Annotated in this window: 14 protein-coding genes; 9 read left to right on the top strand and 5 right to left on the bottom strand. The window is 55.1% G+C overall.

Annotated elements, in window-relative coordinates; genetic code table 11:
- Positions 1-4 precede the first annotated feature (4 nt).
- Entirely contained in the window at positions 5-1951 is a 1947-nt protein-coding gene (gene dhaR / locus AC2FCQ_RS10275; RefSeq protein ID WP_490307911.1) for a dihydroxyacetone kinase operon transcriptional regulator DhaR, read from the bottom strand.
- 153 nt (positions 1952-2104) lie between these two features.
- Positions 2105-3616 carry an outer membrane channel protein TolC gene (tolC, locus tag AC2FCQ_RS10270; protein ID WP_490307912.1) on the bottom strand — a complete coding sequence of 504 codons (1512 nt, stop codon included), beginning with the start codon at positions 3614-3616 and terminating at the stop codon, positions 2105-2107.
- A gap of 283 nt (positions 3617-3899) precedes the next feature.
- Here tolC and nudF point away from each other — a divergent pair, with 283 nt between their 5' ends.
- The 6 genes from nudF to AC2FCQ_RS10240 all read left to right on the top strand — a co-directional run bounded on the left by nudF (position 3900) and on the right by AC2FCQ_RS10240 (position 9343).
- The gene (nudF, locus tag AC2FCQ_RS10265; RefSeq protein ID WP_037416554.1) at positions 3900-4532 is read left to right on the top strand and encodes an ADP-ribose diphosphatase; all 633 of its coding nucleotides are present in this window, start codon (positions 3900-3902) and stop codon (positions 4530-4532) included.
- Positions 4532-4957, top strand: coding sequence for a DUF1249 family protein (locus tag AC2FCQ_RS10260; RefSeq protein ID WP_209637331.1), 426 nt, complete (start codon positions 4532-4534; stop codon positions 4955-4957). The genes nudF and AC2FCQ_RS10260 overlap by 1 nt, the downstream gene beginning before the upstream one ends.
- A gap of 27 nt (positions 4958-4984) precedes the next feature.
- The gene (cpdA, locus tag AC2FCQ_RS10255; protein WP_265555957.1) at positions 4985-5812 is read left to right on the top strand and encodes a 3',5'-cyclic-AMP phosphodiesterase; all 828 of its coding nucleotides are present in this window, start codon (positions 4985-4987) and stop codon (positions 5810-5812) included.
- Positions 5812-6387 carry an esterase YqiA gene (gene yqiA / locus AC2FCQ_RS10250; RefSeq protein ID WP_209637335.1) on the top strand — a complete coding sequence of 192 codons (576 nt, stop codon included), beginning with the start codon at positions 5812-5814 and terminating at the stop codon, positions 6385-6387. Before cpdA ends, yqiA begins: the two co-directional genes overlap by 1 nt.
- Positions 6388-6467: 80 nt before the next feature.
- Positions 6468-8363, top strand: coding sequence for a DNA topoisomerase IV subunit B (gene parE / locus AC2FCQ_RS10245; protein ID WP_209637336.1), 1896 nt, complete (start codon positions 6468-6470; stop codon positions 8361-8363).
- Between the two features lie 83 nt (positions 8364-8446).
- On the top strand, positions 8447-9343 hold the full coding sequence (locus AC2FCQ_RS10240) for a LysR substrate-binding domain-containing protein (RefSeq protein ID WP_404760492.1): 897 nt from the start codon (positions 8447-8449) through the stop codon (positions 9341-9343).
- A 26-nt stretch (positions 9344-9369) separates the two neighbouring features.
- On the opposite strand, the gene AC2FCQ_RS10235 is transcribed toward AC2FCQ_RS10240, so the two are convergent.
- Together AC2FCQ_RS10235 and AC2FCQ_RS10230 are read right to left on the bottom strand one after the other, a co-directional pair.
- A complete protein-coding gene (locus AC2FCQ_RS10235; protein ID WP_209637631.1) occupies positions 9370-9678 on the bottom strand; it encodes a putative quinol monooxygenase in 309 nt (102 codons plus the stop codon).
- Positions 9679-9711: 33 nt separating this feature from the next.
- The gene (locus AC2FCQ_RS10230; RefSeq protein ID WP_209637340.1) at positions 9712-10293 is read right to left on the bottom strand and encodes an NAD(P)H-dependent oxidoreductase; all 582 of its coding nucleotides are present in this window, start codon (positions 10291-10293) and stop codon (positions 9712-9714) included.
- 316 nt (positions 10294-10609) lie between these two features.
- On the opposite strand from AC2FCQ_RS10230, the gene parC reads away from it, so the two are divergent.
- From parC to ftsP, 3 genes are all read left to right on the top strand, one after another.
- On the top strand, positions 10610-12883 hold the full coding sequence (parC, locus tag AC2FCQ_RS10225; protein ID WP_209637342.1) for a DNA topoisomerase IV subunit A: 2274 nt from the start codon (positions 10610-10612) through the stop codon (positions 12881-12883).
- A gap of 364 nt (positions 12884-13247) precedes the next feature.
- Positions 13248-13982, top strand: a complete 735-nt coding sequence (locus AC2FCQ_RS10220; protein ID WP_209637344.1) for a 1-acylglycerol-3-phosphate O-acyltransferase — start codon at positions 13248-13250, stop codon at positions 13980-13982.
- A gap of 257 nt (positions 13983-14239) precedes the next feature.
- Positions 14240-15655: a cell division protein FtsP gene (ftsP, locus tag AC2FCQ_RS10215; RefSeq protein WP_209637346.1), complete on the top strand. Its 1416-nt coding sequence runs from the start codon at positions 14240-14242 to the stop codon at positions 15653-15655.
- Here ftsP and AC2FCQ_RS10210 read toward each other — a convergent pair.
- Positions 15652-16590, bottom strand: a complete 939-nt coding sequence (locus tag AC2FCQ_RS10210) for a LysR family transcriptional regulator (RefSeq protein ID WP_490307913.1) — start codon at positions 16588-16590, stop codon at positions 15652-15654. The genes ftsP and AC2FCQ_RS10210 overlap by 4 nt on opposite strands.
- Between the last annotated feature and the right edge of the window lie 27 nt (positions 16591-16617).

Genomic DNA, 16617 nt, shown 5'->3' with positions numbered 1-16617 from the left:
GCGTTCAGGCACGCAGCTTAAACTGGCGGATATCAATATGATATTGTTTGATTTTCCGCCACAGCGTGGTGCGGCCAATCTCCAGTAGCTGCGCCATTTCGTTCAATTGCCCGCGGCTGATTTTAGCCGCGCGGATAATCGCCTGGCGTTCCATTTCCGCTAGCGTTAACAGCGGCATACCCGGTTGTGGTTCACTTTCTAACAAAGGTTGGTGGCTCAGCAGGTGCTCAGGTAAATCCGCCAATTGAAGGTGGTGGCCGTGGCACATCATCGCCGTGCGTTCGACGATGCCTTTCAACTCCAGATCGTTCCCGGGCCACAAATACAGCCCAAGCTGGGCCATGACTTCATCATCCACCCGGAAGCGACACTGGAAGTGTTGCTCCAGCGTGCGCAAATGGTGCTTTACCAGTAGTGGAATGTCGCTAAGCCGTTGGCGCAGTGCGGGGATCTGGATCTCAAACGCCTGCAGGCTGTAAAACAGTTGGCGGCGAAAGCGGTTCTGCTGCACCAGCAACGGGAGATTAGCTGCACTGCTGGCGATCACCCGTACGTCAACCGGGATCACGCGGTTAGAGTTGAGCCGCATCACCACGCCAGTCTTCAGCACCTGTAGCAGAGCCGATTGCATTTCTGCCGGCAGATACTCTATCTGCTCCAGGTACAGTGTGCCGCCATTGGCAAGTTCAAACTTACTCAGTTGGCCCGCTTCTTCTTCGTTGGCATCGCTACCCAGCAGTTCGCGAAGCCCTTGTGCTTCCGGCAATAACTGGCAGTTGATGGCGATATAAGGCCCGGCGGCGCGCTCGCTGGCATTGTGGATTGCCTGACTGAGCAGCTCCTTGCCGACACCTTCCTCGCCGCACAGCAAGATGGGATGCTGGCCTTTTGCCGCTTGTTGGCCATAACGAATCAACCGGCGCATCTCCAATGAGGCGGACGGCATCTGTTCAAAACTGTGGCTGACGCGCCCCAACTGGCTGCTGACATACTGGTGCAGCCGTTCAATGGGGTGCAACAGGGCGATAAAGCTACAGCGCTCGCCGTCGAAGATCGGCTTTAGCGTTAATAGCGCGGCGATAAACTGCCGCTGGCTTTCGAAGGTCACTTCAACATGTTGCAGTGGCTGACGCTGGGCAATGGCCCGATTGAGTAAGGCGGGTAACGTGAGTAACTGTGTCAGTGGTTTGCCTTGGCTGTGCTGTTCGTCGAGCTTCAGCAGCGTCGCGGCACGCTGATTGATGTATTGCAGGTAGCCACGATGATCCCAGGCCATGACGCCGTCATCCACCCCATCGAGCAGACCGTAAAGCTGGTTCAGATGGCGGTTGGACTCTGCCAGCAGGCTGTCGGCATTCAGTGAATTTCCGATCTCGCGTGCCAGTGCCAGCGTCAGAGAAAGATCGCCGGCGGCACAGTCGGCCAGCAGGCAGCCCAGCGCAATGGAGCCGCGCTGACGGCCGCTGTTGTCATAAACCGGCGTGGCGCAGAAGGACCAGTCGTGCAGCGCCTGGCGCACATGTTCGCTGCCTCGCACCTGGACCGGATGTCCCTCCGCCGCCGCCAGCGACGGCGCATTGGTGCCTATATCCCCTTCGGCCCAATAGGCACCGGGGGTGAAACCCAATAGCTGCAAACGCTCGCGCGTCAGGGGATCGCCGCACAACCATAGCATGCAGCCGCTTTCGTCGAGGATCATCAGCAAGCAGCGGCGCTGTTCCATGTATTCACAGGCGTCTTCCAGTGCCGCCTGGCCGAGCGTCAGCAGGTCATTCTTACGCTGACAGATGGAGTTGAAAGTGGCACCGAGCGCACAGTGCGGCGCTTTCCAGACCGCCGGTTGCATCAGGCTGCGGCAGCGCAGCCAGGACGCATAAATGGTGGGGGCAGGGCGTTGTGCCGCAGGCAGTTCACCTTCTATCAGGCGTTGCCAACGCGAAGTGTTATCCATCTGATCCCGTTTATTTTGGGTATAAAGCCATTGCCTAATGATACCACCACCGGGTGGGGGGCGGGCTGTGAGACGGCTGGCAGAAGCCGTGACAAAGCAAAAAAAAACGGAGTGCGGCAAAGGCCGAACTCCGTTTTCAGCGTCGTGCGCGTATTAATTGCGGAATGGGTTACCGCTATTGCGTACTGGCTGGGTTGTGGTGCTTGCTGCTGGCGCAGAGGCGCGGGTGGCCGCAACCGGTGCTGCCGTTTGTGGCGCAGGTGCGTTGCCGTTATAGCCTTCGGCGTAAGCGTCCTGTGCGGTGGTCTGTGGCGCGACCACGTCTTGCGACGTAGAAATTGGCTTGCCCAGTGCACCGTTCAGCAGCATCAGGTCGTTCTCGTTCAAGGTACCGAGTGCAGACTTGATGTTCAACTGGTTGATCAGGTAGGTATAACGCGCGCTGGAAAGCTGTTGCTTGGCGTTATACAGCGTACTGGTTGCGTCCAGCACGTCAACGATGGTACGGGTGCCCACCTGATAACCGGCTTCGGTTGCGTCCAATGAACTTTGCGCAGAAACAACGGCCTGTTGGTATGCGTTGATGCTGCTGATAGACGCGTTCACGTTATTGAACGAAGAACGGACTGTCTGCACGACGCTGCGGTGCGCGCTTTCCAGTTGTTCACTGGCACCGACGAAGTTGTACTGCGCCTGTTGCACCTGTGAGTTGGTTTGGCCGCCGCTATACAATGGCACGCTCAGCGATACGCCAATTTGGTTTTGGCCTGCATCAGAGTCTTTATAGCGATCGTTGTTGTGGGTCACCGATCCATTGTATTGGGTGTTGGTAAGGCCAGTTGATGCGTTCAGGTTCACCGTTGGCATGTAGCCAGTTTGCGCCGAGCGGATTTGCTCACGCGCCAGATCCTGGCTCAGACGGGCTGAGAGCAGGCTCAGGTTGCGGCTTTCGGCTTCTTTAAGCAGGTTGTTGACGGCTTCCGGGCGCTTGGTATTGAAGGCGCTGGTGTTCAGCGATGCCAGTTCCGGGTAGAAAGTGCCGGTCACCTGGCGCAGGGATTCCAGCGCGTTATCCAGGTTGTTACGGGCAGTCACTTCTGCCGCCAGCACGGTGTCGTAGGATGAACGGGCGTTCTGCACGTCGGTGATCGCTACCAGACCCACGTTAAAGCGTTGAGTGGTCTGATCCAGGGTACGATAAACCGCTTGTTTATTCGCCTGGGTATAAGACAGCGTATCAATGGCGCTCAACACGTTAAAATAAGCCGTAGCGGTGTTGAGGATCAGCGTTTGCGCGGCGGTTTGATACGTCACGTCGGAAATCCCGGCGGTTTTTTCCTGCAGCGTCAGCGCACGCCATTTAGACATGTCGAAAATAGTCTGGGTCAGGGCCAGCGAGCCGTTGGCTACATTACTGTTGACGCCATTGCTGTCACGATAGCCATTATTGTAATTGTAACCGGCACTCAAACCCAACTGCGGCAGCAGCGGGCTGCGCGCTTCATTGATTTTTTCGAATGCGGCGTCACGGTCAGCGGCGGTTTTGCGCAGATCCGGGTTACTTTCCCTAGCCTGTTTGTAGACCTGCAGCAGGTTCTCTGCCTGGCTCATTGCACTGAAGCCGCCCAGGCTCAGTCCGATAAGAAGGGGGAGCAGTTTCTTCATTTGCATTCCTTGTTGTGCAGCAATATTGCTATGTTAGCGCTGACGATAGACGAAATAGTTGCCGATTCTAGCAGAGTCTCTTGTACGCCTCAGGTGGCTGAATGTGCCATCTTGCGTAACTTTTACCTTTCAGGGCGCCTGTTTACCTTAGTTCAACTGGCTGCGCACGTCACACCTGATATCATGGCTCACAATCTAACATAAAGCCGCGGAAGATTATCCCGCCGTTTCTGTCATCAAAACTGTTTATTTTATCGGCATACTCATGCAGGAGAATTCGCTTATGAGCCACTCACAGCCATCGCCCGTTACTCTCGATAAAAATGATGTAGAAATTATTGCACGTGAGACGCTTTATCGTGGTTTTTTTTCACTCAATTTATATCGCTTTCGCCACCGCTTGTTCAACGGTGAAATGAGCCCTGAGATTAAACGCGAAATTTTCGAGCGTGGGCATGCGGCGGTGTTGCTGCCTTACGACCCGGTACGCGACGAAGTGGTGCTGATTGAACAACTGCGGATCGCTGCGGTCGATACCAGTAGTTCGCCCTGGCTACTGGAAATGGTGGCGGGTATGATCGAAACCGGTGAGAGTGTCGAAGACGTCTGCCGCCGCGAGGCGCAAGAAGAAGCCGGCGTTGTGGTTGGACGTTGTAAGCCCGTATTGAGCTACCTGGCCAGCCCTGGCGGCACCAGTGAACGTCTGTCGATCATGGTGGGTGAGGTGGACGCTACCACAGCGGAAGGTATCCATGGACTGGAAGAGGAACATGAAGATATCCGTGTCCATGTGGTTAGCCGCGAACAGGCTTACCGCTGGGTTGAAGAGGGCGCGATTGATAATGCGGCATCAGTGATTGCTTTGCAGTGGCTGGCGTTGCACCATGAATCGTTAAGAAAAGAGTGGGCTAACTAATGAAACAGCGCTATACCCCTGATTTCCCCGAAATGATGAGAGTGTGCGAAACCAACTTCGCGCAATTGCGCCGCTTGCTGCCGCGCAATGATGAAGTGGGTGAAACGGTGACTTATCAGGTGAACGGCGCCAGTTATCGTCTGACTATTGTTGAATCCACGCGCTATACCTCGCTGGTGCAGATTGAGCAGACCGCACCGGCGGTAAGCTATTGGAGCCTGCCTGCGATGACGGTAAGGCTCTATCATGATGCGATGGTTGCGGAAGTGTGTTCAAGTCAGCAGATCTATCGCTTTAAAGCACGTTATGATTATCCCAACAAAAAGTTGCATCAACGCGACGAAAAGCATCAAATTAACCAGTTTCTTGCTGATTGGTTGCGCTACTGTTTGGCGCATGGAGCGATGGCGGTTCCGGTTTGTTAGACAGACTGAGATAACAAAGGACACCATTTGGAAAGCCTGTTTAAACCGACCGTGGCAAGTGGGGCCAGGGTCAGGATTCTACAAATAACAGATACCCACCTTTTTGCCGGCGAAAATGAGACGTTGCTCGGCATCAATACCTATCGTAGCTATCATGCGGTATTGGACGCTATCAAGGCGCAACAGCGTGATTTTGATCTGATCGTCGCCACCGGTGACTTGGCGCAGGATCATTCATTGGCTGCCTACCGGCATTTTGCTGAAGGTATTGCACGATTGCCGGCGCCTTGCGTTTGGCTACCGGGCAACCATGATTTTCAGCCAGCGATGGTCGACGCGCTGGCCGCTGCGGGCATTGCCCCGTCAAAACACGTGCTGGTGGGCGATCACTGGCAGGTGTTGTTGCTGGACAGCCAGGTATTCGGTGTGCCGCACGGTGAACTGAGTGAATACCAGCTCGAATGGATGGAGCGCTGTCTTCAGGCCTACCCCGATCGCTATACTTTGATGCTGTTGCACCATCATCCGCTGCCTTCCGGCTGCACCTGGCTTGATCAACACAGCCTGCGTAACCCACATATGCTGGGGGCAGTATTGCTGCGTTACCCGAAAGTGAACACGCTGCTGTGCGGGCATATTCACCAGGAGCTGGATCTGGAGTGGCAGGGGCGGCGTTTATTGGCGTCGCCGTCTACGTGCGTGCAATTCAAACCACATTGCACCAACTTTACTATCGACGACGTTTCGCCCGGCTGGCGCTACCTTGACTTGCTGCCCGATGGCCGCATCGAGACACAGGTTTTCCGGTTGGAAAACGACGATTTCCGCCCCGACATGGATTCGGATGGATATTGATGCCTTCTACATTGCTCTACCTGCACGGCTTTAACAGTTCACCGCTCTCGGCGAAGGCAACGTCCTTCAAGGCGTGGCTGGCTGAGCATCATCCGCATATTGAGATGCTGGTGCCGCAGTTGCCGGTTTTCCCGGCGGATGCCGCCGAGATGATCGAGAACATGGTGATGGAGCGTGCCGGGCAGACGATAGGCGTGGTCGGTTCTTCACTGGGAGGCTACTACGCGACCTGGCTTTCACAGTGTTTTTCACTGCCAGCGGTAGTGGTTAACCCTGCGGTGAAGCCGTTTGAGCTGTTGATTGACTACCTTGGCGAAAACGAGAACCCCTACACCGGTCAGCAATATGTGTTAGAGTCACGTCACGTTTACGATCTGAAAACGATGCAGATCGATCCCTTGGAGTCACCGGATTTAATCTGGTTACTGCAACAAACGGGCGATGAAATTCTCGATTATGGGCAAGCGGTCGCCTATTACACCGCGTGCCGACAGACGGTGGAGTCGGGTGGAAACCATGCCTTCGTCGGTTTCGAGCACTACTTCCCCCAGATTGTGGATTTTTTAGGGCTATAACCCGGCTGCGGTTTGAACCACGAAGGGAATCGAGCAGACGCTTCCGGCACCTTCCTTTAACCACGAAAAAATAATCAACGATGACTCAATCCAGCTATAACGCTGATGCCATTGAAGTACTCAGCGGTCTAGAACCAGTGCGCCGTCGTCCCGGCATGTATACCGACACGACGCGCCCCAATCACCTTGGTCAAGAGGTGATAGATAACAGTGTCGATGAAGCGTTGGCTGGTCACGCCAAGCGCATCGACGTGATTTTGCACGCCGATCAGTCACTGGAAGTGATCGACGATGGCCGCGGTATGCCGGTGGATATCCACCCTGAAGAAGGCGTGCCTGCGGTTGAGTTGATCATGTGTCGTCTGCATGCGGGGGGTAAATTCTCCAATAAGAACTATCAGTTCTCCGGCGGCCTGCACGGCGTAGGGATCTCTGTGGTTAACGCCCTGTCGAAGCGGGTGGAAGTTAACGTCAAGCGTGACGGCAACGTCTACAGCATTGCCTTTGAAAACGGCGATAAAGTGCAGGAATTGGCGGTGACGGGCAGCTGCGGCAAGCGCAATACCGGTACCAGCATCCATTTCTGGCCTGACGAACAGTTCTTCGACAGCCCTCGTTTCTCGGTATCGCGCCTTAGCCACTTGCTGAAAGCCAAAGCGGTGTTGTGCCCTGGGGTCGAAATCTATTTCATCGACAAGGTGAACAACACCGAGCAACGCTGGTGCTATCAGGACGGCCTGACCGACTACCTGATGGAAGCCGTCAACGGCCTGATCACGTTGCCGGAAGCGGCGTTCGTCGGTAACTTCTCCGGCGATACCGAAGCGGTAGACTGGGCGCTGTTGTGGCTACCGGAAGGCGGTGAGCTGTTAACCGAAAGCTACGTGAACCTGATCCCAACAATGCAAGGCGGCACCCACGTTAATGGTTTGCGTCAGGGCCTGCTTGACGCCATGCGCGAGTTCTGTGAATTCCGTAATATCCTGCCGCGTGGCGTAAAACTGTCTGCTGAAGATATCTGGGACCGCTGCGCCTATGTGCTGTCGGTGAAGATGCAGGATCCGCAGTTTGCCGGGCAGACCAAAGAGCGTCTGTCTTCGCGTCAGTGTGCGGCATTCGTTTCCGGCGTGGTGAAAGACGCCTTCAGCCTATGGCTGAATCAGAATATCCAAGCGGCGGAACAGTTGGCTGAACTGGCTATTTCCAGCGCCCAACGCCGCCTGCGTGCCGCCAAGAAAGTGGTCCGTAAGAAGCTGACCAGCGGCCCGGCACTGCCGGGTAAACTGGCCGACTGTACTTCTCAAGATTTGAACATGACCGAATTGTTCCTGGTAGAAGGGGACTCGGCGGGCGGTTCAGCCAAGCAAGCGCGCGATCGCGAGTATCAGGCGATCATGCCGCTGAAAGGCAAAATCCTGAATACCTGGGAAGTGTCTTCGGACGAAGTGTTGGCCTCGCAGGAAGTACACGATATTTCCGTAGCGATCGGCATTGATCCCGACAGTGAAGACCTGAGCCAACTGCGTTACGGCAAGATCTGTATCCTGGCGGATGCGGACTCCGACGGTTTGCATATTGCTACATTGCTGTGTGCGTTGTTCGTGCGCCACTTCAGCTCGCTGGTCAAAGGCGGCCACGTGTATGTGGCTATGCCACCTCTGTACCGTATCGACCTTGGTAAAGAGGTGTTCTACGCGCTGGATGAAGAAGAAAAGGCGGGCGTGTTGGATCAGTTGAAACGCAAAAAGGGCAAGCCAAACGTTCAGCGCTTTAAAGGGCTGGGCGAGATGAACCCATTGCAGCTGCGTGAAACGACACTTGATCCTAATACCCGCCGACTGGTGCAATTGACGGTGGATGCGGATGACGTGGATCAAACGCTGGCGATGATGGACATGCTGTTGGCCAAGAAGCGTTCTGAAGACCGCCGTAACTGGCTGCAAGACAAAGGCGATATGGCAGAGCTCTCTGTCTGACCGACTGTCAGGCCTGGCACCTTGCCGGGCCTTCTTCCCGTAGGGGCGTTGCGTGTGGCGCCTGACCACTCAGGGCGGAATGCATGAAAATCACCCTCGAAGAATTATTGGCGTTTACCACGGTTGTCGACAGCGGCTCCATCACCGCCGCCGCCGAACAGCTCGGCCAAACCACCTCCGGTATCAGCCGGGCGCTCAGCCGATTGGAAAAAAAACTCGAAACGACCCTTATGCGCCGCACCACGCGTCGCTTGGAATTGACTGAAGAAGGGCAAAACTTTCTCAGTCATGCGCGAGACATTATCCGCTCGGTGGAGAATGCGGAAGAACAGATGGCGCTACGCAGGCTGATCCCGGCCGGCAAACTGCGAGTCAACGCCGCCGCACCCTTTATGGAGCACGTGATCGTGCCGTTGGTCGCAGGGTTTCGCCACAGTTATCCGCAGATTGAGCTGGAGCTCAATACCGACAATCTGATTATCGACTTGCTCGAGAAACGTACCGATATTGCCATTCGTATTGGTGCCTTGAGAGATTCGACCATCCATGCACGTTTGTTGGGTGCCAGCCGCTTGCGCATTTTAGCCAGCCCAGACTATCTTGCCCGTAATGGCATCCCTGGCAGTGTCGAGGCGTTACGTGACCACTGCCTGCTTGGTTTCACGCAGCCGGAATCGCTCAATCTGTGGCCGCTGCGCTATCAGCAGGCACAGCATTTTGCCATTACACCGACAATATCCGCCTCCAGCGGTGAAACGCTGCGTCAGTTGGCCTTGCGTGGTGAAGGGATCGTGCAGTTGGCTGATTTTATGACGAGAGACGATCAACGTAACGGGCGGCTCGTGCCATTACTGGCATCGGAGACATTGGACGTGCGTCAGCCCATTAATGCGGTGTATTACCGCAATACCCAATTGGCAGCGCGTATTACCTGTTTTCTGGACTATGTCAGCGCGCATATTGATACGCAGACATTGTAGGGGCCGTCAGGCGGCCCCTGAAGGGCTTACAGTGCGTTACCCAGCACGTGAATGGTTACGCCCAACACGCTGTCTTTGATGGTGTCACGATGGCGATGCATGTGAGCGATATCCAGGTGTTTTTCCAGATGCGCCTGACTGGCCCACTTTTCCAGCATAAACACCGAATCTGGCGATAACTTCTGCCAAGGTGCCTGCGTGTGGCTGTCTACCATCGGCGTATATTCGCTACAACCGTCTTCCGCCAGCACTAAGGGGACCAGTTTCTCAATCGCTTTCAGCACGGTTTCACGGTGGCCGGGTTTGGTCTTGATTTCTGCAATTACGGTGATCATCACTACCTCATTGATTGACATGCATCCTGCCAGTTAAGCAAAAATTTCTGTCAGATGCGCGCGATAACGTGCGATGTCGCTGTCGATATCCGGTTGTTTAATCACATCATTACAGATGAAGGTCGGCAGCGCTTCCATGCCCAGGAATTGATTGGCTTTATGGAAGTGCAGGTACACCCCGTCGACCCCGACGCCATGGAAAAACTGATCTGGGTCGGTAAAGGCTTCCAGTGGCGCGTTCCAGGTCAGGCTCAGCATGTATTTCTTGCCTTGGATCAGGCCGCCTGAGCCGTATTTCTTGCTGGCATCGGAGCGGGTGCGACCGTCGCTGGCGTACAGGCTACCGTGCCCGGCGGTGAACACTTCATCGATATATTTTTTCAAGATCCAGGGTTCGCCCATCCACCAACCCGGCATCTGGTAAATCACCACGTCTGCCCACAGGTATTTTTGTACTTCGGCGTCGATGTCGTAACCCTCATCGACGACGGTGACCTGTACCTCATGTTGTACATCGCGAAGGAAGCTTTCCGCAACGTCGCTCATGGTCTGGTTGAGTTCGCCATTAGAATGACCAAACTGTTTTTTAGCATTGATAATCAGGATATTGCTCATTTTTCACGGCACCTGTCAGAATGAAAATATGTGATGCTTTCCGCGCCAGAGGGGCGGGAAACCTTTCGCTGATAGGGAGTGTAATTGTTAGCCGTGTAAGTAAAAATGGGATCCAGCGCACAACAGTGTTGACTCTGAGTCAACAAATGCGCGTCAAATGACGGGATTTCGAATAAAACGAGCGGATGAGCAGGCTTTACCGGACGATTGCTGCGCCATCTGTGACAGCCACCCCGCTGATGAGTTACTATCGCGGACAGAATCAACCCTTTGTCGTCCAGGGATTGCCAAGCCACGGTCTGAGGATAATTGAGTAATGAGTGATCTGACTCATGACGGTGTAGAGCGTTTACCGCTGCACACGTTTACTGAAAACGCCTATCTGAACTATTCCATGTACGTCATCATGGATCGGGCGTTGCCGTACATTGGTGACGGTTTGAAGCCGGTACAACGCCGCATCATCTACGCCATGTCTGAGCTGGGGCTGAATAACAGCGCCAAATTCAAAAAGTCTGCCCGTACCGTGGGGGACGTGCTGGGTAAATACCATCCGCATGGCGACAGCGCCTGTTATGAGGCGATGGTATTGATGGCCCAGCCGTTCTCTTATCGCTATCCGCTGGTCGACGGCCAAGGGAACTGGGGTGCACCGGATGACCCGAAATCCTTCGCCGCGATGCGTTATACCGAATCCCGCCTGTCCAAGTATGCGGAAGTGTTGTTGGCCGAATTGGGTCAAGGTACCGTTGACTGGGTACCGAACTTTGACGGCACCATGCAGGAGCCGAAGATGTTACCGGCTCGCCTGCCCAACATTCTGCTGAACGGCACTACCGGCATTGCCGTCGGTATGGCGACCGATATTCCACCGCATAACGTGCGTGAAGTGGCCGCCGCCGCGGTGGCATTGATCGACAAGCCGGGTGCTTCGCTTGAAGACTTGCTCGAGTTCGTACAGGGGCCGGACTTCCCAACGGAAGCCGAGATCATTACGCCGCGCGACGAAATCCGCAAAATTTATCAAAATGGCCGCGGTTCAGTTCGCATGCGCGCCGTTTGGAAGAAAGAAGACGGCAGTGCGGTGATCACCGCGTTGCCGCACCAGGTTTCCGGTGCCAAGGTATTGGAACAGATCGCCAGCCAAATGCGCGCCAAAAAGCTGCCAATGGTTGAAGACCTGCGTGACGAATCCGATCATGAAAACCCAACGCGGTTGGTGATTGTGCCGCGCTCCAACCGTATCGATCTGGAGCAGGTGATGAATCACCTGTTTGCCACGACCGATCTGGAGCGAAGCTACCGAATCAACATGAATATGATCGGCCTGGACAACCGACCGCAAGTTAAAGGGCTGGTGGAAATCCTGACCGAATGGCTGGCATTCCGCCGTGACACAGTGCGCCGCCGCTTGAACTACCGTCTGGAAAAAGTCCTGAAACGCCTGCATATCCTGGAAGGTTTGCTGGTGGCGTTCCTCAATATCGATGAAGTGATCCACATCATCCGCAGTGAGGACGAACCCAAGCCGGTGCTGATGCAGCGTTTTGGCATTTCTGATACGCAGGCAGAAGCTATTCTTGAACTGAAACTGCGTCACTTGGCGAAGTTGGAAGAGTTCAAGATCCGTGGTGAGCAGGATGAGTTAGCGAAAGAGCGCGATCAACTGCAGGCGTTACTGGCCTCCGAGCGCAAGCTGAATACTCTGATCAAAAAAGAGATCCAGGCAGATGCGCAGGCTTATGGCGACGATCGTCGTTCGCCGATTACCGAGCGTGCAGAAGCCAAGGCGATGAGCGAGCATGACTTCGTGCCGTCTGAGCCGGTGACCATCGTGCTGTCTGAAATGGGCTGGGTGCGTAGTGCCAAGGGCCATGATATCGATCCAAGTGGTCTGAGCTACAAGGCCGGTGACAGCTACCGCAGTGCGGCCCGCGGCAAGACCAACCAGCCGGTCGTGTTTATCGACTCCACAGGCCGCAGTTACGCGCTTGATCCGCTGACGTTGCCTTCGGCACGTGGTCAGGGCGAGCCATTGACCGGTAAGCTGACGCCACCGCCGGGTGCGACCATTGAGCAAGTGCTGATGGCGGCAGACGATCAGAAGCTGCTGATGGCGTCCGATGCCGGCTATGGCTTCGTCTGTACCTTCAACGATTTGGTGGCGCGTAACCGTGCCGGCAAAGCGATGATTACCCTGCCGGATAACGCCAAGGCGCTGGCACCGATGGAGATTCACGGTAACGACGACATGCTGTTGTCGATCACCGCGGCAGGGCGCATGTTATTGTTCCCGGTTGCAGATCTGCCGCAGTTGTCGAAGGGCAAGGGCAACAAGATTGTCTCTATCCCATCAGCGCAGGCCGCATCGGGTGAAGACAAGTTAGCGTGGTTGTTCGTGCTGCCGCCGCAAACCTCTGTGACTCTGCATGTGGGCAAACGTAAGCTGACGTTGCGTCCGGAAGATTTGCAGAAATTCCGTGCGGAGCGCGGCCGTAAAGGTACCTCACTGCCACGCGGGCTGCAGCGAATCGATCGCGTAGAGATTGACGCACCGGCGCGCGCCCCTACAGGTGACAGCGAAGAGTAAGCTCACTGCAGCAGGATAACAAAGCGGGCGCAGCATGCTGCGCCCGCTTGATTTCCCACCATCGGCAATTATTTTCAAATAGTTAACATTTCTCTGCATAAAATTATTGTGCGTATCGCCGGCTGGCGGGAAAATAGCAAAAAAATGCAGGGCAGGTTTTCAGCCCCTGCAATCAAAGAATGAGTTTACCCAAAATAATTGGAGTTGCATCAAGGCGGCAAGGCCGTAAATCCCTGGGAGCTTAGTAAACTAAGTGACTGGGGTGCGCGGACGCAGCCAACACAGATGCAGCTTCAAGTATGAAGGGAAAAAGGGATCTACGCAGCGCATCAGGCTGCGTCGGCAGTGTGCTAATGAGGTTGTTATGTTATTAATTTTGCGTGCCATTCTTGCCACTCTGTATTGTATTTTGGTGTGCATCTTCGGTTCTATTTATTGTTTGTTCAGCCCGCGTGATCCCCGCCATGTGGCGACCTTCGGTCACCTGTTTGGCCGCCTGTCCGGGTTATTCGGTTTGAAGGTGGAAGTTCGCGTGCCGGCCGATGCGGCCAAAAACGGCAACTGCATTTACATCGCCAACCACCAGAATAACTACGACATGGTGACGGCCGCCAAGGCGGTGCAGCCGCGCACCGTGACCGTTGGCAAAAAAAGCCTGCTGTGGGTTCCTTTCTTCGGCCCATTGTATTGGCTGACGGGTAACTTGCTGATTGACCGTGATAATCGTGCCAAAGCACATGGCACTATTGCACAGGTAGCCGAACAGTTTAAAAAACGCGATATTTCGATCTGGATGTTTCCTGAGGGCACCCGTAGCCGCGGGCGCGGGCTGATGCCGTTTAAAACGGGCGCATTCCACGCGGCGATTGCCGCTGGGGTGCCAATTGTGCCGATTTGCGTTTCCACGACCAGCGGTAAAATTAATCTTAACCGTTGGAATAATGGCCATGCGATCGTCGAAATGTTAGAACCGGTCGATATTAGTCATTACAGTAAAGAAAATGTGCGTGAGTTGGCGGCCCATTGCCATGCGCTGATGCTGGCGAAAATTGCCGAGCTGGATGCAGAAGTGGCCCAGCGCAACGCAGCCGGAAAATAATATTCCTACCGGCTTCAAAGAATGAACTTTTAAACGGCGTCAAATGCCGTTAACGCCCGGGCTCCTGCTAATCTGATGGTCAGGGGCCCGGTCTTTGCACACGGTTTATACCCGTTATAGTAAACGTTGCATCTGTGTTGGCGACGCGCGCTTACCTCAGCCACTGACTTGCGTAGGCTCTTGGGGATTCTCGCTCTTACTGCCTTGATGGAACGCCGAGTATTTTGGGTGTAGTTATTGTTTTTCATGGAGAAAATATGTCACTCAGTCGACGTCAGTTTATTCAGGCATCGGGCTTGGCGCTGTGCGCAGGATCCGTGCCGCTGAGGGCTGAGGCGAGCGGAATGCAGACCCCGTTACCTATTCCCCCCCTGCTTGAATCCCGTCGTGGACAGCCGCTGTTTTTAACGCTGCAGCGTGCCCATTGGGCATTTATGGATAACCGTAAAGCCTCGGTGTGGGGGATTAACGGCATGTATCTTGGGCCGACAGTGCGGGTTTATAACGGTGATGACGTAAAGCTGATCTACAGCAACCGTCTGCCAGAGCCGGTGGCGATGACCATCAGCGGTCTGCAGGTACCGGGGACGCTGGTGGGCGGTGCCCCCCGCATGATGTCGCCTAACGTTGACTGGTCACCTGTGCTGCCTATCCGCCAGAACGCAACCACCTGCTGGTATCACGCCAGCACGCCTAACCGTATGGCACCTCACGTCTACAACGGTTTGGCAGGGCTGTGGCTGATTGAAGATGAAGTCAGCAAGGCGTTGCCGCTGCCAAATCATTATGGCGTTGATGATTTCCCGCTGATTATTCAAGACAAGCGATTAGATAACTTCGGTACGCCGGAATACGATCCGCCGTCACAGGGCGGTTTTGTTGGCGATACGCTGTTGGTGAACGGTGTGCAAAACCCGTACGTTGAAGTATCACGTGGTTGGGTGCGTTTGCGTCTGCTCAATGCCTCCAATTCGCGTCGCTACATGCTGCAATTGAGTGATGGCCGGCCACTGAACGTTATCGCCAGCGATCAGGGTTTCCTGCCTGCGCCGGTTGCGGTACAACAGCTTTCGTTGGCACCCGGTGAGCGCCGTGAAGTGCTTATCGACATGTCTAAAGGCGATGAGGTGACAATCACCGCCGGTGAAGCAGCGGGTATTATGGATCGTCTGCGCGGGCTGTTTGAGCCGTCGAGTATTCTGGTTTCAACCCAGGTGTTGACGTTGAAACCGACAGGGTTATTGCCACTGGTGACCGATAATTTGCCAATGCGCCTGCTGGCGGATCAACTGCTGGATGGTAGCGTCAGCCGTACCCGCGAATTCCGCTTGGGCGACAGCCAGGCTGGGATCAACGGGGCGATCTGGGACATGAACCGCATTGATGTTCAAACGCAACAAGGCAGCTGGGAACGCTGGAATATCCATGCGGATACGCCGCAGGCGTTCCATATTCAGGGCGTACAGTTCCTGGTGAAACGCGTCAACGGCGCGCAGCCGATGGCAGAAGATCGCGGCTGGAAGGACACGGTATGGGTCGATGGCGACGTCGAGCTGCTGGTGTATTTCAATCAGTCCACTTCGGAGCACTTCCCGTTCCTTTTCTACAGCCAGACGCTTGAAATGGCGGATCGCGGTAGCGCAGGTCAGTTTATGGTGCAGCCGGCACTTTAAGCATGTTGTGTGGACTCCTCTTGCGTACCCGCACGCAGCATGTCCAGAAATGCCTGTACGACCGGCGTTGCGCTGTCTGCATGATAAATGGCATACAAATCTGCCGATGGCGCCTGCTGTAGCGGGCAAAAACGCACGCCAGGCCACGGAATGCGCCCATAGCTGTCCGGCAGCAGTGTGATGCCGTAACCTTCGGCCACCAGCGCCATCAGGGTTTGCGGTTCGTTGACCTGATAGGCGATATCGGGTTTGAACCCTTGCTGCAGGCAGAGGTTATGCAGGTACAAGCCCAGGCTGGCCTCGTGTGGCGGCAATACCATGAACTTTTCATGCCTCAGCGCTGCAAGCGGGAGGCTTTCTGCGTGCGCCAGTGGGTGTTCCAGTGGCAGCACCACCGCAATATTCTCCCGCGCCAGTAATTGACTCGCCAACCCCGGTAATACTTGTTCTCTGGCTTCCCGCCAGACGCCAATATCGATATGACGCTTTTGCAATGCCGTGATCTGTTGGCTGGGCGTCAGTTCGTTTAAAGCCCAGGTGACATTGGCCGTTTGCCCGGCAAAGCGCTTGAGTGCCGGTATCAACCCGCCCCATATCGAGGTACCGACCATGCCAACGACCATGTGGCCCGCCTCGCCGCGGCCCAACTGCTGAACCTGATTCAGCGCATGCCCGGCTTGATCCAACAACATTTCCACGTTGCGAAACAGCGTTCGGCCAGCCAGTGTCAGCGCCATTGAGCGTGTGGTGCGTTTGAATAATGCGACGCCCAGCTGGCTCTCCAGATCTTTGATGTGTTTGCTAAGCGGCGGCTGCGAAATATTTAGCCGGAGTGCCGCCTGAGTGAAGTTCATCTCCTCTGCCACGACGCGGAAATAGTGCAGCAGGCGGAAATTAATCCGGCTCGGATCGGGCATTTGCTGGGGCTGCTTCATGCTGATGATGGCCTCCTGTGACTGCCA

The organism is Serratia sp. CoH_134_PS_4 (assembly GCF_058190535.1).
The sequence above is the reverse complement of the archived record's forward strand: the minus strand, read 5'-3'. Positions and strand labels throughout refer to the sequence as shown.

Coding starts and splice junctions, on each gene's coding strand:
- dhaR (WP_490307911.1), bottom strand. CDS start 1,951: ATGGATAACACTTCGCGTTGGCAACGCCTGATAGAAGGTGAACTGCCT.
- parE (WP_209637336.1), top strand. CDS start 6,468: ATGACTCAATCCAGCTATAACGCTGATGCCATTGAAGTACTCAGCGGT.
- parC (WP_209637342.1), top strand. CDS start 10,610: ATGAGTGATCTGACTCATGACGGTGTAGAGCGTTTACCGCTGCACACG.
- yqiA (WP_209637335.1), top strand. CDS start 5,812: ATGCCTTCTACATTGCTCTACCTGCACGGCTTTAACAGTTCACCGCTC.
- AC2FCQ_RS10235 (WP_209637631.1), bottom strand. CDS start 9,678: ATGATCACCGTAATTGCAGAAATCAAGACCAAACCCGGCCACCGTGAA.
- AC2FCQ_RS10260 (WP_209637331.1), top strand. CDS start 4,532: ATGAAACAGCGCTATACCCCTGATTTCCCCGAAATGATGAGAGTGTGC.
- nudF (WP_037416554.1), top strand. CDS start 3,900: ATGAGCCACTCACAGCCATCGCCCGTTACTCTCGATAAAAATGATGTA.
- AC2FCQ_RS10210 (WP_490307913.1), bottom strand. CDS start 16,590: ATGAAGCAGCCCCAGCAAATGCCCGATCCGAGCCGGATTAATTTCCGC.
- tolC (WP_490307912.1), bottom strand. CDS start 3,616: ATGAAGAAACTGCTCCCCCTTCTTATCGGACTGAGCCTGGGCGGCTTC.
- AC2FCQ_RS10240 (WP_404760492.1), top strand. CDS start 8,447: ATGAAAATCACCCTCGAAGAATTATTGGCGTTTACCACGGTTGTCGAC.
- AC2FCQ_RS10220 (WP_209637344.1), top strand. CDS start 13,248: ATGTTATTAATTTTGCGTGCCATTCTTGCCACTCTGTATTGTATTTTG.
- ftsP (WP_209637346.1), top strand. CDS start 14,240: ATGTCACTCAGTCGACGTCAGTTTATTCAGGCATCGGGCTTGGCGCTG.
- AC2FCQ_RS10230 (WP_209637340.1), bottom strand. CDS start 10,293: ATGAGCAATATCCTGATTATCAATGCTAAAAAACAGTTTGGTCATTCT.